18 protein-coding genes and 2 pseudogenes are annotated in these 25,714 nt (G+C 53.8%); 8 read left to right on the forward strand and 12 right to left on the reverse strand.

Going from position 1 to position 25,714, the window contains the following annotated elements; genetic code table 11:
* Nucleotides 1-259: 259 nt before the first annotated feature.
* From JMV15_RS08480 to JMV15_RS08490, 3 genes are all read right to left on the reverse strand, one after another.
* The gene (locus JMV15_RS08480) at nt 260-1,066 is read right to left on the reverse strand and encodes a hypothetical protein (protein WP_008372988.1); all 807 of its coding nucleotides are present in this window, start codon (nt 1,064-1,066) and stop codon (nt 260-262) included.
* 75 nt (nt 1,067-1,141) lie between these two features.
* Nucleotides 1,142-3,145 carry a UvrD-helicase domain-containing protein gene (locus JMV15_RS08485; protein ID WP_053256018.1) on the reverse strand — a complete coding sequence of 668 codons (2,004 nt, stop codon included), beginning with the start codon at nt 3,143-3,145 and terminating at the stop codon, nt 1,142-1,144.
* Nucleotides 3,142-5,208, reverse strand: coding sequence for an ATP-dependent nuclease (locus JMV15_RS08490; RefSeq protein WP_053256019.1), 2,067 nt, complete (start codon nt 5,206-5,208; stop codon nt 3,142-3,144). Before JMV15_RS08490 ends, JMV15_RS08485 begins: the two co-directional genes overlap by 4 nt.
* A 310-nt stretch (nt 5,209-5,518) precedes the next feature.
* Here JMV15_RS08490 and JMV15_RS28285 point away from each other — a divergent pair.
* Nucleotides 5,519-5,834 (forward strand): annotated as a pseudogene (locus JMV15_RS28285) (DUF7693 family protein).
* Between the two features lie 184 nt (nt 5,835-6,018).
* On the opposite strand, the gene JMV15_RS08495 reads toward JMV15_RS28285, so the two are convergent.
* Both JMV15_RS08495 and JMV15_RS08500 read right to left on the reverse strand, forming a co-directional pair.
* Nucleotides 6,019-6,237: an antitoxin Xre/MbcA/ParS toxin-binding domain-containing protein gene (locus JMV15_RS08495; RefSeq protein WP_008373002.1), complete on the reverse strand. Its 219-nt coding sequence runs from the start codon at nt 6,235-6,237 to the stop codon at nt 6,019-6,021.
* 331 nt (nt 6,238-6,568) lie between these two features.
* On the reverse strand, nt 6,569-7,195 hold the full coding sequence (locus JMV15_RS08500) for a hypothetical protein (RefSeq protein ID WP_231125709.1): 627 nt from the start codon (nt 7,193-7,195) through the stop codon (nt 6,569-6,571).
* Nucleotides 7,196-7,312: 117 nt separating this feature from the next.
* Between JMV15_RS08500 and JMV15_RS08505 the strand changes: the two genes are divergently transcribed.
* The 3 genes from JMV15_RS08505 to JMV15_RS08515 all read left to right on the forward strand — a co-directional run bounded on the left by JMV15_RS08505 (nt 7,313) and on the right by JMV15_RS08515 (nt 10,049).
* Nucleotides 7,313-7,651, forward strand: coding sequence for a hypothetical protein (locus JMV15_RS08505; RefSeq protein ID WP_147283338.1), 339 nt, complete (start codon nt 7,313-7,315; stop codon nt 7,649-7,651).
* A 470-nt stretch (nt 7,652-8,121) separates the two neighbouring features.
* Nucleotides 8,122-8,778, forward strand: coding sequence for an ADP-ribosylation factor-like protein (locus JMV15_RS08510; RefSeq protein WP_069868485.1), 657 nt, complete (start codon nt 8,122-8,124; stop codon nt 8,776-8,778).
* 500 nt (nt 8,779-9,278) lie between these two features.
* Nucleotides 9,279-10,049 carry a hypothetical protein gene (locus JMV15_RS08515; protein WP_155766215.1) on the forward strand — a complete coding sequence of 257 codons (771 nt, stop codon included), beginning with the start codon at nt 9,279-9,281 and terminating at the stop codon, nt 10,047-10,049.
* Between the two features lie 221 nt (nt 10,050-10,270).
* Here the strand turns inward: JMV15_RS08515 and JMV15_RS08520 are convergent, their stop codons facing one another.
* Nucleotides 10,271-10,747 carry a hypothetical protein gene (locus tag JMV15_RS08520; RefSeq protein ID WP_069868481.1) on the reverse strand — a complete coding sequence of 159 codons (477 nt, stop codon included), beginning with the start codon at nt 10,745-10,747 and terminating at the stop codon, nt 10,271-10,273.
* Between the two features lie 173 nt (nt 10,748-10,920).
* Here JMV15_RS08520 and JMV15_RS08525 point away from each other — a divergent pair, with 173 nt between their 5' ends.
* On the forward strand, nt 10,921-12,093 hold the full coding sequence (locus JMV15_RS08525; RefSeq protein WP_131696325.1) for a phospholipase D family protein: 1,173 nt from the start codon (nt 10,921-10,923) through the stop codon (nt 12,091-12,093).
* A gap of 398 nt (nt 12,094-12,491) precedes the next feature.
* On the opposite strand, the gene JMV15_RS08530 is transcribed toward JMV15_RS08525, so the two are convergent.
* Nucleotides 12,492-16,439: a YobI family P-loop NTPase gene (locus tag JMV15_RS08530; RefSeq protein WP_069868477.1), complete on the reverse strand. Its 3,948-nt coding sequence runs from the start codon at nt 16,437-16,439 to the stop codon at nt 12,492-12,494.
* Nucleotides 16,440-16,859: 420 nt separating this feature from the next.
* Between JMV15_RS08530 and JMV15_RS08535 the strand changes: the two genes are divergently transcribed.
* A complete protein-coding gene (locus JMV15_RS08535; protein WP_069868475.1) occupies nt 16,860-17,228 on the forward strand; it encodes a histone-like nucleoid-structuring protein, MvaT/MvaU family in 369 nt (122 codons plus the stop codon).
* A gap of 118 nt (nt 17,229-17,346) precedes the next feature.
* Here JMV15_RS08535 and JMV15_RS08540 read toward each other — a convergent pair whose 3' ends face one another.
* From JMV15_RS08540 to JMV15_RS08555, 4 genes are all read right to left on the reverse strand, one after another.
* Nucleotides 17,347-18,039 (reverse strand): ImmA/IrrE family metallo-endopeptidase, encoded by a 693-nt coding sequence (locus tag JMV15_RS08540; protein ID WP_069868473.1) that lies wholly within the window; start codon nt 18,037-18,039, stop codon nt 17,347-17,349.
* Between the two features lie 181 nt (nt 18,040-18,220).
* Nucleotides 18,221-19,564 carry an RES family NAD+ phosphorylase gene (locus JMV15_RS08545; protein ID WP_069868471.1) on the reverse strand — a complete coding sequence of 448 codons (1,344 nt, stop codon included), beginning with the start codon at nt 19,562-19,564 and terminating at the stop codon, nt 18,221-18,223.
* 126 nt (nt 19,565-19,690) lie between these two features.
* On the reverse strand, nt 19,691-20,623 hold the full coding sequence (locus JMV15_RS08550) for a hypothetical protein (RefSeq protein ID WP_147283336.1): 933 nt from the start codon (nt 20,621-20,623) through the stop codon (nt 19,691-19,693).
* Between the two features lie 205 nt (nt 20,624-20,828).
* A complete protein-coding gene (locus JMV15_RS08555) occupies nt 20,829-22,754 on the reverse strand; it encodes a DUF4209 domain-containing protein (RefSeq protein WP_069868467.1) in 1,926 nt (641 codons plus the stop codon).
* Between the two features lie 184 nt (nt 22,755-22,938).
* Here JMV15_RS08555 and JMV15_RS08560 point away from each other — a divergent pair.
* A pseudogene (locus JMV15_RS08560) lies at nt 22,939-23,219 on the forward strand (SIR2 family NAD-dependent protein deacylase); the annotation flags it as partial.
* Nucleotides 23,220-23,979: 760 nt separating this feature from the next.
* Entirely contained in the window at nt 23,980-24,147 is a 168-nt protein-coding gene (locus JMV15_RS08565) for a hypothetical protein (RefSeq protein ID WP_163012249.1), read from the forward strand.
* 605 nt (nt 24,148-24,752) lie between these two features.
* Here the strand turns inward: JMV15_RS08565 and JMV15_RS08570 are convergent.
* Nucleotides 24,753-25,673, reverse strand: a complete 921-nt coding sequence (locus JMV15_RS08570) for a hypothetical protein (RefSeq protein ID WP_063313929.1) — start codon at nt 25,671-25,673, stop codon at nt 24,753-24,755.
* Nucleotides 25,674-25,714: the final 41 nt, after the last annotated feature.

Here is a 25,714-nt window from a genome sequence, read left to right on the forward strand (position 1 = left end):
AGCGGTGGATGCTCCCCCCGCACTAGAGCCAACGCTTTGGTGCAGCCGGGAAAAACTAAGCCATAGCTTAGATTCTCTAGTCAACTGTGACAAAACCGCAAAAAATAAGGTAAATCTTAGTTTTCAGCTTCTGATCGTAGGCAGTGGGTTGCCTGACAGAATGCGTACAAGGCTCTCCCAGCACTCAACATTTGCTCGGTCGCGGTGAGCCCTTCAAGACCGCAGCTTGAGTCCAGGGCCTAATCGACGCATTCCCCACCTACCCTCGCTTGCGAAGTATGCGCTTGGCCGTTGGCTCATTTCTGACGATGAGCAGCTCGGAGTCCAAGACTGTGCGCGAAATAAATGCAAGCGTGCGAAGCGTAGGCTGGGCATCGATTGCCCGCGCGACCTCATCTGGGTTGACCGACTTGTGCCCGATCAGGCGCCGGCTTCTGCTTTTACGGAGCGCGTCGACGATCAGTTGGCCAAGTTGGCGAATCCCGCTCTCATCCAGATCCCGGGTGGCTCGTTGATCCCGGGAGGTACCTAGAAGATCACTCATCATGTGGGTTTTGACTCGCGATGGGTCATCCGAACACAGGTAGGCCACAGGATGGCTATTGAACACAACGTAGTGCTCATCATCGTCAGGCAGCACGCCGATATCATTGGGGCGGAACCCGAAAGAGTTGTCGACGATTTGCTTCGACAGGTAATGCGTATTGAGCTCGGCGCTTAGATGGAACGCAGGGGCCACGTAGTAGACTTCACTGCCCGTGCTTTCGAGCTCCAGTAGCAAATCATGCTGCGCGGAATGCCGTAACGCATGGAGGTGCCAACGGTAGTAGGCGCCCCCCATCAGCGTATATTCCTTGCAGTTTGTGCGCTCCAAGCGATGGCTCAGCTTGAACTGCAGAAACAGTGGCGATCCGAAAGGAATCTTCACGTCGTAGCCGCCACCCGGTTTTCCCTCCTTCTGCAGTGAAGGAAACTCAGGGGCAGCCACTACATGAGTGCTAGGCGCTGTGATCAGCTCGTTGGTGAAGGCGAAGCCGTAGGAAAATTCTGACATCTCGGGTTTCATTATTGCTGCGTCCTTGCTGTTGGTCATTCATGGCAAAGCATCGGGCTTTAATGTCTGCATAGTGGCGGTCGGTGACTAAGGGGCAGGTGCTGACGCTGCAAGCTCCAGAATTGACCAGCCAGCTTTCTCAAGCGCAACCCTGCGCTTTACACCAGTAGCGCCCTCCCCCAATGAACTCTGCCGTATGGCCAAGCACAACATGTGCGACGGACGGGTCATCCCGACGTACATCAGCATCATGTCTTTCTTCGCTGTTTCCTGGGGCCTCTTGGTAGCTGCTTTTTTTCCCTCAAGACATGGCATGAGTTTCTGGATGAAGTGACTGCCCCTGAAGGTCTCCAGGATTATCGTCGCGGCGTGTGTCTTACCCTTTTCCGAGTGAATGGATGACATCCGGATGTCGACGCCGGCAGAGACATCCTGGAACCTGTAGGTGTTTACAAGGGAACCCCCTGTTTCTCCGGCTTCGGTGGCAACGGGAGCGGGCTCATAAGCAAGGTATTGGCGCCCCAGGAGTTCAGCTGCCACACCCTCAGAATCATAGAGCGCGGCAGCCAGTACCATGAGTTTCGGTGCGATGACCTTGACCCAATCCTGCTGCGTGATTTCGGACGGCACAAACAGCATCTGCTGGAGACAATCGCGGTATTGAGCGAAGGCTTCGTGCTTAATCATGAATTTCTCATGCACAGCGGCTTGGTGCCGACCTCGGATCTGAACAAGGCTGCGAGGGAAAGCCAGCTCACCGAGGTTGATCAGACACGAGGCCAGTAGCTCAACGGCCGAGTTGGCCGTGGGCTCCTTCATCGCATAGCGGCGTGCTATATGTGCGCCCTCGGCGAACGTGCGGGGCTTAAACGACGTCTTAGTCGTGTCAGACCGATAGGATGGCCAATAATGCTCCAAGGCTTTCGGGTACTGGTTGGGTTTGAAGTTCTCAAGCCGATGCACGGCGCCGACGGCGAACACACCTTTTTCGCGGATATCTTCCGGCAGATGTTTCAGCACCAGCTTGCCGAATTCGTCCAGCACTCCGGTTGCATCCTCGTCCGGAAAGACGATGATCGTGTGCGGGATGGTGCTGGGTTCCCCTTCAGTCCGCAGCCCTTTCAAGCCATCCGTTATCGGGACATAGGCAAACGTGTTGGCAATCGATGCAATGGCCTGATCAAAGCGGAAGCTGCTGGCGATCTCCAACTGACGTTTTGGGTCAGGGAACGGATCTGATAGTGGTGTCTTCCTGTCGAAGATTTCCTGGTTTGGGTCGCCGACGCGGATGACCCGAACATCTGGATCATCGTGAGGAAAGACGCGTTGCAGTATGCCCGCCTGGTCAGGTTGGGTGTCCTGCATCTCATCGATCAACACGCACGGGAAGCGCAGACGCAATGCGCCGCACACGCCTGGTTCTTGGTCGAGTAAGGCGTGGCCCAGCACGAACACTTCATCGAAGCAGAAGTAACCTGCCTTGGCAGCGCCACCCAGCGATTTCACCACACTTTTGTAGGTGGCGGTGTGCGGTGCAAAGCCGATATTTTCATCCCCGAGTGGATGATCGAAATCGGCAGACCGGACTCGCAGGCTGTGGAGGCTTTTGTGCTTCATCTCAAAGGCCGTCTTTGCACCGAAGTGCTCGCTATCCGTCAGCTTTCTTCGGCGTGCCTTGTGCGTGAGGTCATCGTCAATGGCCAGCAGTGCAATCCCTTTCGAGCGCAGCCATGGCGAAGCCAAGAATCGTCCGGTGAAACCATGGATAGTGTCGATATAGTGAGGGAAGCGCAGCAGCCGTTGACCTACTTCCGTACCGCCGAGGCGTTTCTCGATCTCTTCCCTGGCCGCGTTGGTGTGTGAAAGCACGCAGATACCCTGCATACGGCTCTTCCAGTGACGAGCCAGGATGGCCAATTTCGCCACGACCAGCGTCGTCTTGCCGCTTCCCGGGCAAGCCGCTACATCGATGGTATCCATGGACTTCAAGAAATCACGACGAGGCTCGTCCAGCGTTTCCAGCCCCATAAGCTTGATGACCCAATCCACATCGGCATCAGTGATGGGGGCGACCAGTTGGCTAAGCTTCATTCGGCGACCTCATCCAGCGGATCAGCTGAGCCTGCCGGTGCTGCCGGCACCACGAGGTTGTGAGCTGGGCTAGAGGTTGTGGTCAGTGCGGCACCTCCGGTTGCGTACTCGATCGCGTGGACAACATAAGTGGGCAGCAGCCCACGCAGCGTCGTGGCGTCCAGGGTTTTGTTTTCAAACCGCTGGTCGATCAAATCGATCAGGTGCTGGGCTGCGATCGCTTTAGAAGCTCTTTTGAACAGTTTGTAGATCGCGGAACACCGAGCATCCTCGGTGGTATAGGTGGTCTGGATCTTGTCGAAAGCTGTCCGCGCCTTCTTCAGCAGCGTGATCTTGGTCTCCTTGCCTTCGTCGATCTTTTCCTCATTGATGGCAAGGTATGCGGCATGGTGGACTTCCTGCGAAAGACCCTTGAACGCTAGGTCGTACTCAAGCGTCCAGTGATCTGCAACGTATGTGCGCACGCATTGCCCGTCACTTTCTGCTCGCTTGTCGCGGTGCTCCTTGAGGCCTTTTTCAAGGTCAGGCGCAGTGGCACCGAAGTCTTTCATCGCGCGCCAGCGTCGATCGGATTTGTCTGGCCATACAGCCCCTTTTACTCCCTTCAGGCTCAAAATCTCGGGTGCACAGTCCGGCATCACGTCCATGTCTGTAATGCAGGCGGTAGGCACCGATATCTCCCCCTTAGAAGTGTCTTTCCGCTGCAGGATTTTCGAATACCGGCGCAGGCCGACGCCGCCCACGTTGATAATCGATACACCATGCTTGGTGAGATCTTTGCCAAGTCGCCGAGCGAGTGACGGCAGCAGAATGGCCTCGGCATCACCTTCTACGACCAGTAGCCCCTTCGCGAAGAACAGACCCGCTTTGGTAACGTCCAGGAAGCGGCTGAGGAAGCGATAGTCGTCAGGAGCAAGGCAGGTTTGTTCTTCCGCAAGGGAGAACGCTTGCTGCCGCTGCATCAGAACCAAGTTCTGCAACGGAATTTTGGAGCTTAGGTTGGGGCTGTGCGTGGTCAATATGACTTGAACCGGCCTCAAACCTGTAGCTGGCTGAGCCGCAGCCTCAAGAAACTCCATCAATTGGAGTTGGCGCTGAGGATGTAGGTGCGCTTCTGGCTCTTCGATGAGGAGCAACGGAAGTCCGTCGGGCTCTTTGCCGAGCAACAGTAGCTCACAGGCCATGAACAGCACGTTGTTCGAGCCCAGCCCATAAACGCCGCGGGCTTCACCTGTGGCGTGATCCAACAGCCCCAGCTCCAAACGCTCTAGGATCTGTTTGAGTTTGGCGGGATCCGTTCCCGCCTCCCCGAAACCAATGCGACTTGTCAGTGGCTGACCAGCAAGGGAGAGCGGACGCAGGTAGGTGTCGTTGATTTCTTTCTGCGCGGAGACGATGGCGCCGTGGCTGTTCACCAGGTGGCGAAGATAGTCGCCCATGCCTGCAATGCTGAGGGCCTCAGCGTCAGCAAGGTCAGCTGGAAGCGCTGCAGGATCAAAGGCGCTGCCGGCGTCAATGTTCGGGAAACTACTGAGTACCTGAGACAGGCGGGAGTTTCTACCCGGCGACATCTCTCGTTCTGCGTCGCGTAGCGGTTTCAGGTACGCGGTGGCCAGTAGTTGCCGTACACCCACGTCCAACGACGGGCCTTCTCCGTTTTCACCCGAGCGAACCGAGATGTCGACCCATTTACGGGTGGAGGCGGAGGCAACGATGCGGCGAGCCGACCAGTGAACGTATAGCCTCCCAACGCCACCCTTGTAGGTCACATACTCAGCGAAAGCGCCGAGTTCCGCGGGGCTCAGTCCTTCCAGCGTACACCTGAGGGTGATGGCTTCCGCCTGGGTGCCATCGTTGGCGATGTGAAAGTCCTCGATCTGTAGCCTGAGATACTCAGCATCACGTGTCTGCAGAACGTAGCGAATCGCATCGATGACTGCCGTTTTGCCCGCGTCGTTTTCACCTACGAGGGCTGTCACGCCTTCGTTGAACTGGATGTTCAACGCATGACCGCCTTGGCCGAACTGGCGGAAGTTTTCGATTTTCAAAGCCGAAAGGTACACAGCGCTACCCTCACCTGATTCAGTGGCAGGGAGAGGGTCGCTGAGCGTCAACCTGACCGATGCTATCCCTCCCTGGATGCGCTAGCTATATGCCATGAAAAAGCCATTGATGCTAGACGATTCATCCGGTTGCTGCCGGATCGTGATAATTCGGCATACTCGCGTGGGCGTATAGCCGCTGCGAGTATCAGTGCGGCACAAATTGATGGCGGCGTAGCCCGCGCAAGACGTCAAGGTTCATTTACGATGCTGTCGGCCCAAGCCGGTCGCGAACAGGCCGAAAGCATCAATACGCACAGGAGCTTTTCGTTTGGCAGCAAAAACACTAACAGCCCGCGAGGCCTATCAAATCCTGCGAGACATTGCCCAAGGGGTTCGCACCATGCGCCGCATTGGCCAGCAGTCGTGGGCTGAGATCTGCTGTGGCTTGATGACTGTCGAGGCCGACGGCTGGGTGTTCACGTTCTACAACGATTGCGACACCCTCGATTACTGCGACAGACTGCTAAAGCCCCGAGGGACGTGCTTACGTTTTCGACTCGCTGCAGTCGTACAGTACCGACCCTGTGGAGCTGTTGAGCACTAGGGAGCAGGTCACGTTAGAAAAGTTGCTGAGAGACGCCTAGACGCCCCGCACTCAGCATAGATCGAGAAGGAACTAACCTCACCCAGGGCGACTCAGGAGGCGCACGGCCAATTCGCCCGATGGGCATATGGAGGTTTACATCATCAGGGTGTGGCTGGCTTGGCAGCCCTGAGCCGAATCAGGCTCGACATCTGACACGCCTCTAGAGCGCTGTTCGCTGACAATCAGGCGACAAACCCGTGATCCAAGCGCCTGATTAACTCGATAGCCATGTCCGTCTCCAGCCTGGTCGTGACCATAGCGGCAGGAGCTTTGCCGCCAAATGCTTTTACCGGACGTGACATCCAGTGCATGGCTGCGTCGATATCGCCGCTATACAAACGCTTCGCTGCGTCGAGCACTTCTAAATAACGGGCCTGTTGATCGGGGGGCAAAGTGCTCATGAGTACGCTCCTTCTGCGGTCTGATCCTAGACTACACCATCGCCATCCGCTCACTGTCTCCCCCTTATAGGCGAGCCTGGTGTCAGTTTCAGGCGTGCCTATTACTACGATCCCGGCATGTGGTTACGGTGGCCTGAGGCTGGCGTCTCAGGAAATGTGTAAACCAGTTTTTTGACGTGTAAAGCGGGGTGATTTACACATCAAAAAATTGGTTTACACACCGGGTCGAGGGCGGTTTCAAGCTAGATCTTCACTTCTCTCCCGGATTCCCTCCCCTTATCCCACTGCGTATCAGCACGCATTGACTCAAGCCCACAACACCATGGTTTTGTCATTCGCATGCTCGCTGCAATTGCTCAGCAAACAGAGGCAGATAAAGCTCAGACTCGGCTGTTTGCCACCAAACCTTGTTCTCATCCTTGTCGGTGAAGGCCAGCAGATCGTGCGCCAGAAAGACCTCAAAGCCCGCCCTGGCGACCTTATCTTCGGCGGTGAACGCGTAAAGCCCGACTTGGGAAAGTAGCTTTTTGACGATCAGCGGCAGCAACCAGGCGGAGAAAATGAGATGGTTATGGCGAGGCCAGATGCTTCCCTTCTCACCATTTGCGAGGCCATGAGCTGCGGCGTTACGAGCGGCACAGAAATCGTGAACCCAGGCGTCGAGCGGGCGATTTACGTGCTTGTCCCAGTGCTTGCACCACCACTGTTCGTCCTGGCTCCCTTTATGCCAGATGGGCTGGTTCGGTAGCTCGTCGAAGTGTTCGTTGATGGCCCTGCGGAAGGCAGCTTTGTCATGCGGAACGTCAAGCAGTGTGTCTATAGCGACCCGCATCAGGATCAGTTCGGATCGTTCATCTATGGATGGCGCATCGGTATTGGCTCTGAGGAAGGAAACGACCGCCTCGTCGATACGTTCCTTAAGTTCCCCAACAGGTAGCCTGAGTAGTGCTTCAAGCAACGGGATGTCGAGCGTAATCCGCGAGCTGTTGTCGACGTGGTACGGCCGAATGAACTTCAGCCCTCCCCTATCCATCCTGATAATGAATGGGCATGAAGCGCACAGGAGAGGATGATCATGACTGGGCTTACGCGGGAAAACCCTACGACCATTGCCTACGTAGTGAAATGCTATCTGAGCAACGCGATCAGTACGCTGGAGCTACAAACGTGGGCGGCTGATGTTGCAGGATCAGGGGCAGCGCATCCCGACTACTTACTAGATCTGACTACTTTTGACGCTCCGCGCTTCCACGTTTATGAAGCCTTGGGTTTTAGCCCTAGCCGAACATTTTCAGCCGAAGAAAACGATGCGATTTATGGCATTGCATACCTCCGTGACCGCGAGGTATATGAATCCGTAGATAAGGCCCGAGCGTTACAGGCCTTGCATCAAAACCCGAGTGTTCGTACGTAATTTGCAGCCGTTTTTCCGTTCCTGCTTCGCGGGTAAACCCGCTCCCACAGCGTTCTTGCCAGCCTCGAAAATGAGCAAGAGCAGCTCTTTCGCAATGGTCATTAACGGTCAGTCGCGAATGGCTGCTAACGCCCCATTGCGGACATTCATCCCAAGGCTGTGGGTTCACAGTTTGCCCAGGATTCGGGGCGCTCGTTATGACGTTTTCAACGTGAGCGCGCAACCGTCCTCACAGAGTGCTTTGACTCGACCGTGCTTTACTGCGTTGACAAGAGCAGAATGCATCCACTAAGAATGGTATCATCGGGCCTACTTGTATGTTTGCTTCTTTAGTTTTTGGCGCCCCTCTGCCTTCAGCCCCAACTGACAGCAACAGCGGCGGGTCAAATCTACAGACAGACTGCACCAACAATTAAAGTATCTGGCTAGGTAGCCGAAAACTGCTTAAGCACCACGGATTGGAATCTCTCATGAGCATGTTCGACGACGTCATTGAAGCAATTCTCTCGCCTTTCACAATTATAACTGACGCTTGGGACAAGATCGTAATCAAGATTGCGGGGAAGCGAATCGCCGTGCTTGGAGCTAGGGGTGCAGGAAAAAGCACTTTGCTACATTTTCTGAGCACTGGCACCCTCAATACAGTGAATGCCCAAACAGTTTCGACTGAGAGAGTTGCGTCCAATCGACTTTCTTTGCAAGATTTAAAATTCGAACTCAAAGCAACGCTTGACGTCCCTGGTGGCGCAGATGCTAAAGAGGATTGGCATAGGCTATACAACACAGCTGACTACGCCCTGTACCTAATCAAAGCCTCTTCTATTGATGTTAGTCGCGTCCAGCGAGACCTAGGGCTTGCTGAAGTGTGGCATAAAGCGCTGAAGGATAGCGGCAAGAAGGCACCGATTCTTATAGTGATAGTCACTCACATGGATAAAATTGATGGCTATCTTACTGCCAGTTCTGCCGTCAAGGGAGACTTTAGAGATAACTTCATAAGGGTGCAGCTTGAGGCCGGGCTTTCTAAGCTAAATACACGACCAAAAGTAATCCTCGGATCATTTGATGTCGACTCCAGAATGAAGTCGACAGTTCAGCATTTAATCCAGGTAATGGGGTCTATATGAAAGCTCTAGCGTTTTACGCACAGGCGCTCGACAATAGGTCTAGCGACACTATGCTCAACGAAAACAGCGAGATAATTTCGGTCTCAGAACAGAGGCAGAAAACCTTGTCGAAGATATCCCATGTGACTGCAGACGGGAAACTAGCAGCCTCTGGAGATGGATGGAAAATATTCCATCTTAAAAATTATTTCGTAGCGCAGATAATAACATCCGAAAGTGATTCGCTCGGAAGAGCCGCACCGATAGTGTGTTTGATTGATAGTCAAAATAATCATGACGATTTTGATGTTGATGTTCAAATGAAAACTTTTCTATCTCGAGTAAACCGGACAGTCGATGCACCAAGACTAGATGAGCTTCTCCAGAATCTGCGAATTCACCAAAAAAAAAGATCTCAACGCGATTCTTTGGCAGGAACCACGAGATGGATCCAAGAAATAATCAGCTGGATAGTTAGATTCATTCGTAGTCGCCACTAGTAAACGAGAGTAAAAATCTGAATGTCATTGTTTCCAGAAAATCACTCCAAGCGCAGAGCGATCTTAGTCCTTAACGAGTCAGATATCGAGCACTGTCGCTACGACCTGCCACCAGATGAGCGGAGTTTTCTATATAGTGAGGAAGCGTTTGTTTTGCCGACCTCCGCGCTATCTTCAAAAGAAGAATGCCCTGCCTTAACTAACATCCTTGATTCTGATCAGGTAAGGCATGGCAATATACTTATCCAAAGCCCTTACGATAGAGACGTATATGCTGAACTATCGGAGGCTAAAGAAGTATTTTCAATGGAAAAAATGCGTCACTTTACTAGGCTTTGCCAGATTCTAGGCGCGTCAAAGGTGCAGATCAAGCAAGTGGACATTACAAAAGAAGGGGCCACCTCCACTCTCAATCTAGAAGGCCGCACTACTCTAGCGACAGCCGAAGTATCTTTTGAAAGCTCAATTTCAAAAGTTCTAAAAAACGTATTTTCAATTAGCAGTAGCTATTCCGGCGGACAACCTGACATTGTAGGGGCAGAGCAGTACCTTCGTAAAAACCTGCTTTGGAATGACTCTGTGCTACGTGGGCTTGTCGATCAGCGCGGGCATCAAAGCAACCAAATAAAGGATCAAAATATTTGTATCAACCTGACACGTGAAGCCAACAAAAGCCTGAGCGTGGCCGCAAAGTTAAATTTACCAATAAAAAATATTGGAATTCAGGCAAACTATAGAGAGGTTGCTAGCGCCTCTGAAGAGTTAAGCTTAACAATGAACGTGGTTTTTTAATGCCGCACTTACTTCTGAGACAGTTTGTTGGTCGCCCTGGCTCGCTAGCGGTTAACCCTTCCTACGTTTCGTAAACAGCCATCCTCCTCAGTTTTATACGGTTGTCAGCTGATAGCCGAGTGCCCCCCACCAAGGATAGCGTTGGGTCGATATCAGCCGATCACGACTGACCGCTTCGGGTCGGAAGCGGGCGCCTCACAAGGCAGCCTCCCTCTTGCCCCTCAGTTGCTGCCGTTGCGTTTCAGGGTCATCTTGAATGAGAACTTTCCATTCACATCGGGCTTGTCGTCAGTGGTAGTGACTTTGCCATTGGCGCCGCCATCGATCGAAAGCGCGTAGTCCTTATGCATGACCATTGCCGCCAATCCAAGCACGCCGACGGTGGCAAGCGCAGCAACGGCAACCGCAGCTGCGCCGCCACTGATACCGGTAGCACCTACCGCACCCGCAGCAGCTCCGAAGGCCACCAGACCGCTTGCTCCGGCAACACCACCAGAAATAGCCCCCACCGGGTTCCAGAAGCTGGCCGCGGCTACCCCTGCTCCGCCTGCTATCAATGCAAGCTTCGTGTACGTCACGGACTTGATCACACGTACCGCCAAAGCAAGCTTGCGATCGGTGATTACGATGCTGTCTGCCTTGTCGTTCAGGGCGCTTTTCAGCTCTTTAGCATTCCCTACGAATCGCGTACTGCTCACTTCGGTAGTCCTTGGAAATAATGGTCAAAGGTGGCAACGGTGCATCATTTTACGGCAAAAGGCTATCATCCTCTTGGAGCACCGATCCAAGGCTGCCAACGGCCAAGAGCGGACAATCTATGGACGCGGCAAGGGCGTACCTAAATTTCGTACCACACTTGATAAGGCGTCATATGGAACTGATTCTGCTTCCGAAAAAATCCGAGAATCTCAGCCTCGATGGAATTTACCACCGCGCACTGAGCCGCTCGAAAGAGCTATACATCGTAAGTGCTTACCTTACCGAGTGGGGTATTAAAGAGTCGCTTGGCGACCAATGTGAGTCTTTCCTTTTCATCGTCGGAAAAGATTTTGGCATCACCCGCAAGAGCGCCTGTCGGGCCGTCATGGAATGGCTCCCAGCCGACCGCCATCAAGAGTTCATGGTAGCGGAGTCGATCAATGGCTTTCATCCGAAGGCCATGTTCTGGCGTGAGCACGATGGAAAGTGCTACGCGCTGCTTGGATCCTCCAACTTGACCAAGGCAGCATTCTCCACGAACTTCGAGGCCAACGGTTTTGCCTGCATATCTGACGAGCAGTTTCAACTGGCGTCTGAGTGGATCGAAAGAGTTTTCGAAGTGAGCGTGACCCTGAATGAAACTTGGCTTGATAGGTATCAGGAGGCTCGCCAACCTGCGAACGCGGGTGGCTCGAAAGCGGATGACCCCAAAGAAACCCAAGAGGCATATCACCTGCCACTGCCGGCGATACGCAAGCTCAAAGGTTATAAGCCGTACCTCACTCGGCGGCGCGACCAGATGAAAGCTTTTAGAAGGAATAAGACCAATTTGGTGTCGCTGATTCGTAGTACAAGCAAGGCCAGGATCTGGAACCAGACTCGAATTGATGATTTCTACAACAACCTCTGTGCATTGTGGTACATGGGGGAACAGGGAAGTCGCTTTCAAGGCAAAGGGTGGGAGCGTACGGGTCGTAATAGCGACTTTCGCGAATTTTCAAAAAGCCTTATTCGGGTGCTCGACGCCCCGTTCGCAGGTCGTGACCGAGTAGTGATTCAGGAGATAAATCGCCTCACGTCAATTGGATTGACAACTAGAGGCGCGTTGTTCTCCGAGATGCTCTGTCAGTTTTTCCCGAAACACTACTACGTATTAAATCGCCCAATACGAGGCTGGTTTGAAGGTCTGGACATTACGTTCCCAAGAGGTCTCAGCAATGGAGAGCGCTACGTCGATTGTGCTCGTCTTCTCCGTGCGGCTCTGAAGCGGGCAGATGGCTACCCAGCAGCAAATCTGGCCGAGCTCGATTGCATCATCTGGTTCGCTAGCACCCTGGATGGTTGAAAGGGCTCGACATCTGCCTGCAACCTGATAGCAGCTCACGGCCGATATCTTCGATGCCGAAGGGCTGCAATGGGTCGATTTCTGCCGGTCAAGACGTACCCTTGTGCTGGTCAATGCACTAGCCCACGCAAATGACCAGCTTTGTACAGCTGGTAATCGATGGCAGCTGATAGAAATGGCCGGCCTTAAGACGAAGGCGTTAGATTTCTGTCGCCGATCGCTTGTGAGCTGCCCCACACGACCGTAGCTGGAACTCAGGGTCTAAAGGCATAAGCCTCGCAAACGATCCTCGCTCACTCTCCAGATATTTCAATGAACGCCTGGACGAGCGGCTTAGAAATCGTGAACCCAGGCGACGCTGTATGGTGGTCGCTAAGCTGCTACCTTCAACGGTCAGGCTAGAGCCATCCGTTCTCAGATGTCATGGATGAAGGCCTGGTAGTTGCGATGATGACGTCGTCCTCTGGTGTCACCGTTGCCAGGTACCCCTCAGATTTCATCGCGCCCACCAACCTCTGGTTTGACTCAGTGTTTCTTACCTTAATCTTCTTGACCTTCGCGCTCACGGTTTTGAAGTCCTCATCGTCGAGCAACCCAAGAGCTGCAGCAACGTCCGGCCACTTCATCCCAGCCAGACATTGTGTCAGCATTTCAGAGCGCTGTTCCGGGGTGAGGCTTGCGTTGCGAACCAGATGTCGCAGCACAGGCGTCAGCGAATCAGCAAACCTTTCGCCAGATTGGTTGGCAAGCATAGATACACGGCCGAGCTCTGGAACCGCATCCGGTTTGCTTTCAATCGTCTCCAGGCTAAGCCCTGACCACATCTGAATTTTCTGTGTGAGTGGCAACGCTTTGCTTTTGCTCAGCGTGAGCATCGAGTCGAGTTGGAGCGAGCCGATATCGATCTCGGCTTTTGCTAGATCCCACCGTTCAACCAGGTACTGGCCTTCGAGGTGTGGGCAAGTACTCAATACGATGTCCCTGACCTCCGAGCTGTATGGAAGGAATGATGAGGCCACCAGCATGACCCAGCGGCCCGCAGGTAAGACCGCTTTGATCATTGATAGATCTTGGAGCACGACTCCATCGAGCAATACCTTGAGCACGTCATTACTGATGCTGGGTGAGCTCAGAAGATACTGTTGCAGCGCCCAGTCTGCGCTCGTTGAATGCCACAGCGTTCCCTTGAGAGACCCTGCATTCCGAGCGATGAAGGCGGTGAACACCGTTGTAGGTTCCGATCCGATTTCTTCGCCCGAAACGTGGTCGTCTGGCGCAATGAGTTTCTCAAAAAAGATCCACACAGCGTCAGCTTTGGCCACCAGGCGATCACTTCCAAGTGCCTTTGCCCAAAGATGTCTCGGGGCGTCATTGAGTGTGTGCAAGTCACAGGTCGTGTGATCGAAGAGTCGATTTGTCAGGTCGTCATCTGCGTCCAGTTCTGCTAGTAAACTGGCCAAAGAATCGCTTGATTCATCCAGGACAGCAGACTGACCTAGCAATGCGCTACCAAGTTCGTCGGCGTGAGATAGCAGATAGTCACCGAGCCCATTGATGCCCAAAGCCTGCAGTCTACGCAGAGACACGATGCCCACATCTGCAGGTTCGGATTTGGCGTCTTGAGAATGCTGCCCAGCTTCCGACTTCGCGCATATCAGCGATAGCATTCGCAGGTTGATCTTGATGCAGCGCCAGTCGATCAGCCTTTCGAGGTCTGCGAGACTCATCATATGGCCCAGTGAGGCAAACTGGACTGGGTAAGCCCTGAGCCACGCCCAAGCTCCCACATCGCTCTCTAATCCTGGCATCAGTTGTGAAGCATCCTCCAGCCAATCGATCGTAGGAACCAGATTCGTTGAAGCGTCACCGGCCAGGGTCTTGAAGTCGGATTCTGATAGGTTGTCGGCGATTACTTTGACGAGGGACTGACGAGCCTCGCTTCCTTCAAACACGCCGCCAGCGTCCCCCGTGTCCCTGGCGTCGAAAAGGCTCTGAAACAGTTTGGGTTCTAGGCGGTACACGGCGCGGATAAATTCAGCCGCTTCTGTTCGGTTCAAAAGATCGCGTACGGCGACGGCCATTCGTTCGGGGTGTTCGTTGAGGCCGCTCTTAAGTATGTGGCTTAGCTGGTCATCTGCTGAGTTAGTGGCGAACGAGGTTGGTCGGGCGCTGAGACAGGCGATCAAGTCGACGATGATCCCTCTACCCTCGTCCAGCTCGTCGCTCTTAAGCTTCTCCAGCACGGTACTCGGGCTATCGACAGGCGTGGATACCTCAGGCAGCACACCACGCCTCAGCGAAAGGATCAGATCTTTGTCACCAGGTGTCAGCGAACCTTGATAGAAATAACCAAGGTAGTCCGTGTAGTCGGCGTCGAGGAAACCGTGCAGCATCAGATAGCTCACGACGTTCAAGCCTGGAAGTTTGTTTCTTACGACCTCCCCATAGCTTTTTTTGACGGCAGTACTGAAGGACATCCGGATGACCTGATCCGATTCCCTCTGCACCGCTGCAATTTCGTCCGCGATTGTGCCAAGTCGCCGCCCTAGCAAAGCATGACGCCGCTCATAAGACGTAGCGTTGAGCACTTCAGTCATTGAAACGCCACTAGCTGAGCGATTAAACATCTGACTGTACTGATTCAGGGCAACGGTTGACAGCTGAATGGCTTGATTTTTCAGTGAGTCGAATACCTCTTCGGTTACAAATTGCTGTGCCGTGTAATAGGTTCCACCGATTTGAACGTGGGTGGCTATCTCAGTGCCGGTCAAACGAAGGATCGTGAACCAAACGTAAGCCCTCAGCTCAGCGACATTGTTGGCCAGTTCGAAGACCCGGTCATCTCGCTCACGCCGCAAGTCATCAAGTCGCTTGGCATTGGCGCTGTTCTCCTGGGTTTTCCAGGCAGCCAGTCCCTTGATGACGCCATAAATCGCCCCTCGGCGTTTTACCAGGTCGGCGTACGCGCCGGGATGCAGATTTCGAATGGCGACAATCGCAAACAGCTTGTCTGGCTCTAGGCGTAAGCCGCTGGCAAGGATATTTGAAAACATATCGAATTCATTGACGATATTTTTCACCAGCCGGAGGTCGTCGATGTAGTAGCAGACTGTCTCCACCAGTCGACGGTCGAGATGTTCGCCCAAGGGTTTCGATTTGAAGGTTCGATGGTTCAGCAGCTCCATCATCTTTTCTTGGGAGTTTTCCGAGTTGATGACGGGGATCACTGGGACGATGAGGTCAAAAAACTTAGTTTTCTCGCCGACGACGAACATTTCATCGCGCAGCGCGTAGACGAAATAGACGGGGCGTTTCACCTGAGGTGATTGCTTTATAATGAAATTGATTTCTCGCAACCGGGTGAAGACGTCATGGATGCCGAACCGGTCAAGATCCTCAATGATCACCACGTCAATGCTGCTGCGTTCAAAGCAGTAAATGATCTCATCGATATTTTTGTGCAGGACGGAGCCATGGTGGGTGGTCTCCAGTTTCCCGCCTTTGAGCGTCAACCCATCGATACTGAACAGCGAACACAGCCTCAGACACGTGTGTAGCAGGAATATGCACCCTAACACGGCGATCCCGACGGCCAGCGGGCTCGGGATCAACAGCAGCCATTCCATGAGCCAAGTCGGTTCGATCTTCGGCAGCTTTTCTGCCACAGGAACGTAAAGTCTCAGCGCTGCCAAAATGAGGGCGCCATAGCAGAGCGTTTTCCACCAGATCTTCAGGCCGGAAGCCTGATCTATCCTCTTAAGGCGAGTCTTGGGAAGCGTCTTTGCCGGGACGGCGTACAGGAGCTGCTGGACGATCGTCTCCTCGATCCGAGCAACGAGATCGGATTCAGCCTTGTTTGCCTCGGATTTAGATTCTTGCCCTGCTTTGGTGGAGGATTCGGAGGGCCGAGAAGATTCCGAGGCCACGTCGTTATCGCTAACAAGCTCAGACGCTCCTGAGATTTCGTTATCCTTGCCGAAGGTAGCCAACGAAACAAACGCATAGACAAACTCTGGGTGGCGGTGGACGAAGGTGCGAAGCACGCTGCTCTTCCCTGCCCCGTACTCCCCCGTAATAGCGATGTTCCTGACTTGATCGTTCCTCAGACCGTTCAATAACTCACGCTCATACCGCTGTATCTTCCCAGGCTCAATGAGCACAGGGGTTAGCGGCTGGAACAGATTTTCATGAGTAGGTGTGGCCAAGAACGCATATGCGGCCTTATAAGCAGCGACGACCGCGCAAGGGTATCGCTTCAGGGAGGCCAGCTTGCGGCGAATCTCGTTGTTCCAGACGATATAGGCATGTAATGCCCGGTGATAAATGGCGCGCAAGCGAATGAACATCCGTGTCTCCAAGCAGGCTGGCGGCTACCAGGCATTCATCTCCCGAAGACTGAATGATCGATCTTGGGTCTGAGCGGGAAGGTGAACTTCCGGTGAGCCTGATACGAGGATTGGGATGATAGCTCACGGCCATCTTCGCCTGCGAACCCTTTGTTCACCAGGCAAGAGCTAGGCGCTAGCTTACTTCTGCACGATCCGCATGCATGATCAGGCCGGGAGAGGATTAATCAGGCTGAAAAGAACGTTATTTGGGCCGGCCTAGCCGGTGCTGCCGGATCGAGAATCTTGGGAGCTTGGACGTTGTGTGCATATGGAGTGTCGGTGAGCAGCTAGTCGTCAACAGAAGATTCCCATAAGCATGCGCGGTGAATGACTTGTTGCCCGCGCATATACTCGCCGCACTACCTATAGGGGTAACAAATGTCCAGACTCGCAGAATTCCGTGCGTTGGAGCAACAACTCGCAGCACAGTTGGCCGAACTCGAGGCCCTCAAAAACCATGATGGCCTGAAGCGCGAAATCGAGTTTGAAAAAAAGCTCCGCGCCCTTCTTTCTGAGTACGGATATAGCTTGCGTAATGTTGTGGCCATTCTTGACCCGCAATCTGCTACTCGACGCGCGCCAGCCGTTGTGGCTGAAAAAAGTACCCGCAAACCTCGCCAGACTAAGGTTTACAAGAACCCCCACTCAGGTGAGCTCGTGGAGACCAAGGGTGGTAACCACAAGACCCTTAAAGAGTGGAAAAGCCAGTACGGTGCTGACGAGGTCGAAAGCTGGTTAGCTAAGTAAATCTTCCCGCGCAAAAATAAGGGGCCTTCCAAGGGCTCCTTTTTTCTTACCAAGAAAATTGGATGTCTCCCCAAGCTGCTTTACACCCCGACTACCCCGCGTCCCCGCCCTGCCCTCCCTAAGGCCACCGCACCAACTCCAGCTCCTTGAGCCGGATGGCCATCGCCGAATCCGAGACACCGAATTGCTGGGCCAGCGAAACTAGGTGCTGGTTGTTGAACCGGGTGCATCGCGCCAGCGCCAGCTCACGTTCTCCCGACTCTTTCGGGGAGTAGAGAAGCCGATCCGGATTGTTGGGGTCGAGGTGATAGGCAATCACGTCACTGAAGCGCAATTGCCCCTTGCAACAGAACATGAACTCGAACCGTTCCCTCACCAGCTTCTGAGGCATGAGGAAGCAGGCGGCGAAGCGATCGGCTTGTCTCTCTGCAGGTGCACGTGGTGTTTGCAGATGACTGCCGTCAAAAGCGCGGTCGCGGTGCATGATAGTGTCTTCGTGGAGCACAAGATGGCCGATCTCATGCGCGCCGGTGAAGAGCTGGACTTTGTCACCAAACTCAGTCGCGACGGCGATCTTGTTCGATTGACGGTCAATCAGGCCCGCGATACGAGTACCGGTGTTGTGCCGATTGAAATGGGTGTCTCCCAGGGTGGGATGCTCATGGTAGTCGTAGCCGCAGACCATGGCAGCGATCCGGGGGCTGCGCATCATCATAGGCGGAATATCTTGATCTGGCCACAGGTAACGGCGATCACGGTAAATCTGCATGAGCAGATCGGTCGCTGCTTTCTCGATATGGGCTTCGTTCATGGCAAAACACCAGATGTAGGCTCTCAAGAACAATTTAGCCCAATATGTAGTGCTTTCAATATGTGCCTAACCCAATATATAGGTTTTGCCGATGAACGGTATGGCTGGTAATGGCCCGCTAAACTCCGATGGGTTCCGAGATCCCTTATAAGATCCGAGCTCTCGTTAGGAACCAGCCACGCTATCGAAACCCATGGTATTTCCTGTCCTGCGACCAAGGAACATAGTGGACTGGGTCGATCTCGGTGCTGAAGCGGACTCCCTGGATTTTGTGAATCACAATGCATTCTCGAGCTAGACGCAGGCTTGGCTCCGGCGGAGGTACCAGAGGGACGTACCGGGAGGATTGATCTGAGTCTTTAGGTTCCGCTTCCCAGTACTCTGGGTAATACACCAACCTATCTTCATCCGGCTCCCAGAGACTCACATACTCAGCCTTTTGTGTGTCCTCAAGCCTTTCTACCCCACTGGCCTTGTTGAAAAGAATGACGTTCTGCCCCGGTGACGTATCCTGTTGCACCTGCACAGAGGGAAATAAGATACCGTCGAGATTCAGCTTTTCATGGGTTGCTAGGAAATCGGCAATTGCTTGCGTGATCAGATACCCGCTTTCCGCCGAGTCCGGCATAACTGGCATCGTCAGCTGGCGCTGTAAGTCTTTCAGAAACGCGCAGCGTTCGGTGAGGCTCCTGCGAGTTGGATTGAAGTAGCTCAACCCCCGATGCGGACGCATTGAAGCCAGGTCGTTCAGGTTGAGAAGCCTCAGAGGCCGGATTACGTCGAACCGCGCGGTAACTACGATGCTGCCAACCGGAGGGCGCACCTCCGCAATTGCCGTGTGGTCATCTGTTGCGCCGTAAAAAACCGAAATTCCCTTGGCGTTCATTCGGCCAGGAGATCCCTTGCCTCCTGGTACCGGGCCGAGATGCTTTTCAGGGTGAGTCAGCGCTTCCTCCATGCTCTGCTCATCCTGAAACACCCTACCCCGTTGGAATGAGGAGATTTGAAAACCTTGGCCTGCGATCACAATGGCTGACCGGTCATCCTTCGAGCGCAAATCTTCAATGCCGTCGAAGACCATGGTCAGGATTGATCCCACCAAGGGATTTGCCAATCGGGATTCAAACTGCAGACTGTGCTCCATTTTGCGCCAACCTTTAGTCAACTCGGACGAAGCCTCTGTTTCCTCTTCGAAATAAGGATCGTCATCATGTGGGCAGCTCCAAGAGTCGAGCAGGCGCTCATGGATGTCAGAAAGCAGGGTCTCATCGGAACCCAGCATGCGCTCCAGCACGTCGTACAGACTTTCACCGATCGGTGGGTAACCATGATGAATCACTGAATTCGGTTGCTGAACTTCACGGAACGAGGCGTGGATTGCCGTTTCGCAGAGTTCCACCAGCTCATCCATGTCCATGACTGGGAGCTCTCCGTCGCAGTAGTCACACTCGCTGATATCGTTCTCCGAAGCATGATCCTGCAGGAAGGTTTCGGTAAGGCAATTGGTACACACCACTTGACGCATCACTTGCTCCTTTGCTGCATTACACGGCGGCTATCTACTTCTAGGCGAAGGCCTCTCGCTGATTTAAGCATTCACCCATCGGGTGCCGCCCTGCCAATGGTTAGGAGCTGCCATCTCTACTGAAGGTCAGCTCCTCAACGGCCCCAAGTCAATCGCCAGGCAGCGAAGGTCAGCAACCTGTGCAACCATGGTGTCGCTGGCCTCGTGATAGGTGAAGGTGCCCAGGAAATAGAACGTGAAGTACCTTACCAGCCGTGCCTGATCGAGAATTTCGTTCACATAGCGCCTTGATCGGTGCTGAGTCATGACCTCATCAGAGACCTGGAGAGAGGCATCTTTGTCCGCAACCTTGTCATAGAAGTTGAATACGAAGCCGGCCCCTTCACGCGGCTCAATCCGCCCACCGCCGTTGTAGACGTATCCTGCAGTGTCAGGCCTGGCCCAAGCCACCTTCTTGAAGTACGAACGCAACGGTATTTCACCACGCCCTGTCACGTTGATCGTTACCTCGGGAAAGAGGTCTTTCAAGGCTTCGCGTGTGTCGTGGTAGTAATCCACTAGCTCACGCAGGTCACCGCTTCGGTGCTTCCGATCGGATCGGGTGCCTTCTGCGCCGCCACCGCCCAGTCGACGAATAGCTCCTGCCTCGTCCTCGTCGCCTAGTGCGGCTCGAGGTGGACGTACCACGGGTTGTTCTGGCTGTGTCGGGGGAACAAAGATATCGATTACCGAAGTGAGTTGGCGTTTTGCCAAGCGTGTGCGGGTCTGTAACTCCGTCTCTCCGGGCAACGGCGCATCGCCACCTTCGTCCTCATCTGGCAGCATCCACTCGCAGTCCGCATGATGGTCATAGTGCTCGTTGTCTTTGTAATGCGGAGATTTGACGCGCGCTTTTTCGGTCGGGTGGATGTAGTAATTGACGGCTGTGATTTTTGGCACCACCTTGAGCGCCCTGCATTCCGGTGATGAGCACTGGAACAGAAAACGGCTACGTGGCTGGTTTTGGTTGAAATAGGCCTGATGAGCACCGCCAATGGTTAATTCTTTGGCCAAATCCACACAGTATGCCCGGGTGATCCTTCGCTTCGTTCGCATCGGCAGTCTCAACGCAAAAGCTCGAGACTAACTCGCCCGGGTTGGAGCGCCAAGGCCCGAGCTAGAGTTATCAGCTAATACCTTGGTCGAAGACGGTGTCACCGAAAAGGTGGCGTTGGTCGAGGGTTTGGTCTGTTTGCTGACCAAACCCTCGCCTGGGGTTCGCAGGTTAAGAGGCGACTTTTTCCGGTTCGCCAACCACGGCCGGGTCGCCTTCTTCCGTAGTGAGCGGATCCTCAGCAGCGGCTTCATGGTTTGACGCTGGCTGGGCCCAGTACACCATTGCTACCCATCTCAACATGAACCACCAGGCGTAAACGGCGTCCGCCGAATAAAAGTCGTTATCGTCCATCAACCCGTGCGCGAACGTGTTACGCAGGTTTGGCCCAAATGCACTACAAAACAGGGCTTTCATCTCAAATACGGTGTCGACGCCGAACACTTCATCAACACCCTCGACATCCAGAAGCGTGCTAAGGCCATTTTCGTTTTCAATACCCTCCAAATCTGTGTTGGAGGTTTTCAGTCCGGCGACCTTCATGTGGAACCGGACTATATTTTCCAGTTGCGGGATCAGGAAGTGCACTGCCATGCCAAAGTCACCAACCATCCCCCAGTACAGCCCCTTGCCGACCATTAGCGCCCGTTCAGGTGGCACCAGGGCCGAGGCCTTGGCAAGATCAACCAGATTCAGCTCTTTGTAGCAGTGTTCCTGCTGCATAACGCCCAGCGCTGGAATCACGCCGCCGTGCACGGTGAGATTACGTGTGATAGCGTGGTTCTTGACCATCTCTGCCCAAATACGCTCCTCGTTATCCTGAGAGGACTCACCGGCTAATGACATAGGTTTGGTCTTGGCGATGACTCGTCCACCCTTGTCAAGATATGTCGCTCCACTGAGCGCGCTGACCAATCCTATGCGCAGTATCTTTAAGGCAGCCTGCCGAGCTCCGTCTTTCTTAGCAAAGGGGTACAGCGTGGCAAGCGCATGGAGTGCTTCACTCGGGGACTTACCCGTGACTTTTTCTAAGGCATCATTCACCAAGCCTGAGATATCAGTAGGCGGCGTCGAGATCACATGCATCATTCCCACCGTGCGATTGCCTGCGTCAGCGATGCGTTGAGGCAAGCGAACCAGTAACTCAGTCACGCCAAGCTGATCCCTGAATCTCTGCGGTACATTTCTGTAAATCTGTAACGCCTTCTCGAGATGGTTCAAGGCGATCAATGGCTGCACCCCATCTCCCTCCCCGCGCACCTCCGCCTCTGCCACCCAAGTATTGGCGAGGGCTGCCGTCATGCGTGCCGCCGAAGCTAGGTCTTTAGCCGCACGGTAAGCGTCCTTGCTCAACTCATAGCAGCGTCGAGCTCGCAAAATATTGCCTGTGCGCTCTGAATCTCGGCCTACTTCCTCCAACCTGGACGGCAGATCTGCTGCTTGGCTGTGAACCACACGGTGCTCCAGTACTAAAGCAGCGATTGGCGCCAGCATTGGGGATGGGGCATCGAACTCTTGGTCGAGTGCCTCGAATAAACGATTCGACAGTTGCTCTGTGATGTCCTTGCCAGGCCTCCCTATCCTCGGTGCCAGCGTTAACGCACGACTCCAGCAATCTGCCCCGCCGCGCCACCAGGTATCTTCATCCAAGGGAACTGTCTGATACCCTGCCAAAGCCGCTTGGGCATGCTTGATGTGGCGTCGTCCAGGAGTGATCCATAGGACTTCTGCAAGGCGTGCCTTGACGAGGCTGGTGCTGAGCTCATCGATCGCGGATTCGAGGAAGTCGAGCTCATCACCCGTTATATCGGTAAATGCCAGCGACCGTTTGTTTTCTAGAATCGCGAAAGGGCTAAAGAGCTCGTTCGGATTCGAGGGGTTGAGCATCATGGAGCAAAGATCGGACAGGAGCCAAAGCACCCGGGCCTGTGCGAATTCCTCAATGGCTAGCTTTGCTCGCGCTGCGTCAGCCAGAGCACGCCAAATGTCCTCGTAGTGAGCTGGCACGCCATTGAGCGCAGTGGCTAGATCAATGGCGTTTAGTGCATCCAGAGTCAGTGGTGTAGCTTCAGGGTAACGATAGAACTCTTTTAACACAGCGGATCCTCATGAGGCGGCGGCTTAGAGCGGCTCATGCGCTCGGAACGTCATCATAGTCGCTATTCTTGGATGCTGTGGCTTACGAACGCAGGCTATGCAGTGATCGCCATATGCGGTCACGGGCGGAGACATCGCCTCGCTCATTTAGCCTCTAGCAATACGACTTCAAGGAGGCCACACCATGCCCATCAGCTCCGTAGTGAATCGGCTGCGCCAGGCGAACCATGTGACTGTTTTCACCGGCGCCGGCGTATCAGCGGAGAGTGGCATCCCTACATTCCGTGATGCGCTGACTGGGTTATGGGAGCGATTTAATCCTGTCAAGTTGGCGACAGCGGAGGTCTACCGAGCGGATCCAGGCCTATGCTGGGGCTGGTAAGATGGCGCAGGTCGAAGGTGCTTCAGGCCGCGCCGAATGCGGCGCACCAAGCAATCGTTCAGCTTGCGAGTCTCGTCCCGAAAGCTGGAGCATGGGCTTTCAAGCCCAACTGTCGACAAGCTGATAGCCATCAGTGATGCGATGGGGGTGAGTCCTCTGACACTGTTCACATTGACGTTAAGCGTGAATAGCGGTCAGCCCATTGATGCCCTAGTGCAGCGACTCAAAGCTGACATTGCAGACCTCGAAACAAGGACGCACTAAAAAGCCTGGGCGTCTCATCGCTTCCAGATATACGCGCGACAAGGCCTGCTCCAGTCCGTCGGAACAAAGTTGCCAGCTGTTCATCTCAAGCCGAACTGTGCTTCGCTGAGTAGTGGAAGGAATCACCGCTTCGGGGTTAAAGCCCTAGATCAATCGAGAACAGGGTGTCTCTGAGTTCTGCAGGCACGGCTTGGTCATTTACGAGGCGTTTCAGCACGTGATAGCTCACATGAGACCGCAGTCGCTGCCGGACGGGGATGTAACTGCTATCCGTGCGCGGCAAACTCGCCTTAGGCGGGACGCGCTCAAGCACTGCGAAGGCTATGGCACCAACGTCTAGCTCGTAGATGCGAGTCAAGCTGTCCAGGCCAGGGCTTCTGCGATAGCTGATCACTGCATCAGTCACTATCGACGTGAGAGAATCGCGGTAATACGCCGCGGCGGAAATCCACACCTGCGCTTCCTGTTCAACCTTCAATGCCTGCTCTCATGGCTTTCATTCGGCGCGCAATATTCTGCTAAAGCGTGGTTGAGCGCCAGCACGCCAGTTGCACCTCGACCATCCCGGAGCCCTCGAACATGCACATTCAACTGGATCTGAACTACAACGATCGCGACGCGTTGCTGCGCCACTGCCAGGAGTTTGTTCCTGCAAGCGGGGACGCCCGCGAGGATGCCCGGCTGGCCGATTCCTTGGAAGCGCTAGCCGTTGCGCTGGAAGAAGCCCTGCTCATGAAGGATGAGTGAAATCCTGAAGCACTGACTCAGGAGGCTCAATCTGACGGGCTACTGGCGTGCAGTCATCACGCTCCACGGTCAGTCAATATCTGGCAAAAGCGAATGAATGAGCCAGTATTGAACGAAAGGCTCCAATCGTCGCGTGTAAACAGGTACTGACCAAGCGATCAGCGGGGCGCTAGCGACTCCTGGGATTACAGGAGCATCACCACTTGGATAGAGAAGCATACCGGAGAAATCTCCTGTGGCGGCTTGCCGACGCAGCGTCCAAGTGCGCGCGCAATCGTGTTGAGGGATTCGAGCTGCTCAGGCAGGCCAGCGCCTGCTTACACCGACTGCACCCTGACCATGTAGTAATGACGGCACAAGAGTTGGAAGCCAATTTTCGTGTCCACTGGAGACCTGGCTGCCAGATGATATTCGCGGGGAACTCACCGGTGTGCTCCTCGCCCCCTCCAATGCCCCTACGCTTATCGTTGAAGCAGGTCAAGATAAGCAGTGGTTACTCCTTCTCGGGTGTCCCCAACCACTGACTGCCTGTGAACATGTAAAGCGACGATCGAGTTTCGAAAAATCAAGACTGTGCGAGCTCCTCGCGCGTAATTAGATGTTCCCTAGAGCTTCGATATCTCAAGCCCTAAGCTTTCATTTGGAATGGTTGTCATCTCTAGCCCCGAGGCCCATCCAGACTGCGCAATGGTGCAGCTGCCACCGATAGATCCCACATTATCCAAGATGATGGGCATCACATTCTTTTTGATAACGTGTATGCGCTTCTTCAAGAAATCGTGAGGATTTTCCTTCCGTTCTTCACCGAACAGTACACCTGTTTTCTTTTTGACGGAAATCGGAGTGAAAAACTCAGGATCCTCCTCAATAGCATCCATGGCTTTAGGGATTACACTAGCGTCCCCAATGCAGACCAAGCTCCAGGGCAATACCGAAAAACGCTGTATGATAGGCAGGCCTTCCGCAAATTCTTTGCACTTAATTACTTGTGCACCTTTAGTTCTTCGATGCTTTACAGTTTGCTCCCCGAACAGGATTAGCTCTATATCCGGATTTTGCATTGCATTCTGGCAGAAATCCTGCGCGCACGATTTAACAATGCGCTCCAAAATATTTGCCAAGAAATTAATTGTGATTGGAATTAGCTCATCATCAGAAAAATTGTAATCATCCCAGTACGAGCCATTGCGAAGCCCCCTACCCTCGTCTTCTCGTTGGTACACCGTCGGTTTTCCATTGGTTTTGTCACGATCGAGCACCAGTTTGCGTGACACTATTGAAGTGAACGCATTGAAAATATTGGTTATAAGGGTATAGTTTCCGGCATAAGAAAAATAAAAATCCCCTCCGACATACTCAGAAAACCCGGTTACCCTGTGCATTGCTATCCTGGGGATTTTATAGGAAGCTTTAAACGGAAGAATTTTCTTGGTGTCTTCTACAACGCGCAGGTTGCCTCTACTGATTAGCCCATCCGAAATCGCAAAAAAACTGTTATTGGTATAGTGAAAAGCGACTATCGTCATAGCTGGCCTTTATCTGAATTGTTGATGAAGCTCGAAGATTC

This window comes from Pseudomonas paracarnis, from assembly GCF_904063055.1.
Lineage (GTDB): Bacteria > Pseudomonadota > Gammaproteobacteria > Pseudomonadales > Pseudomonadaceae > Aquipseudomonas > Aquipseudomonas paracarnis.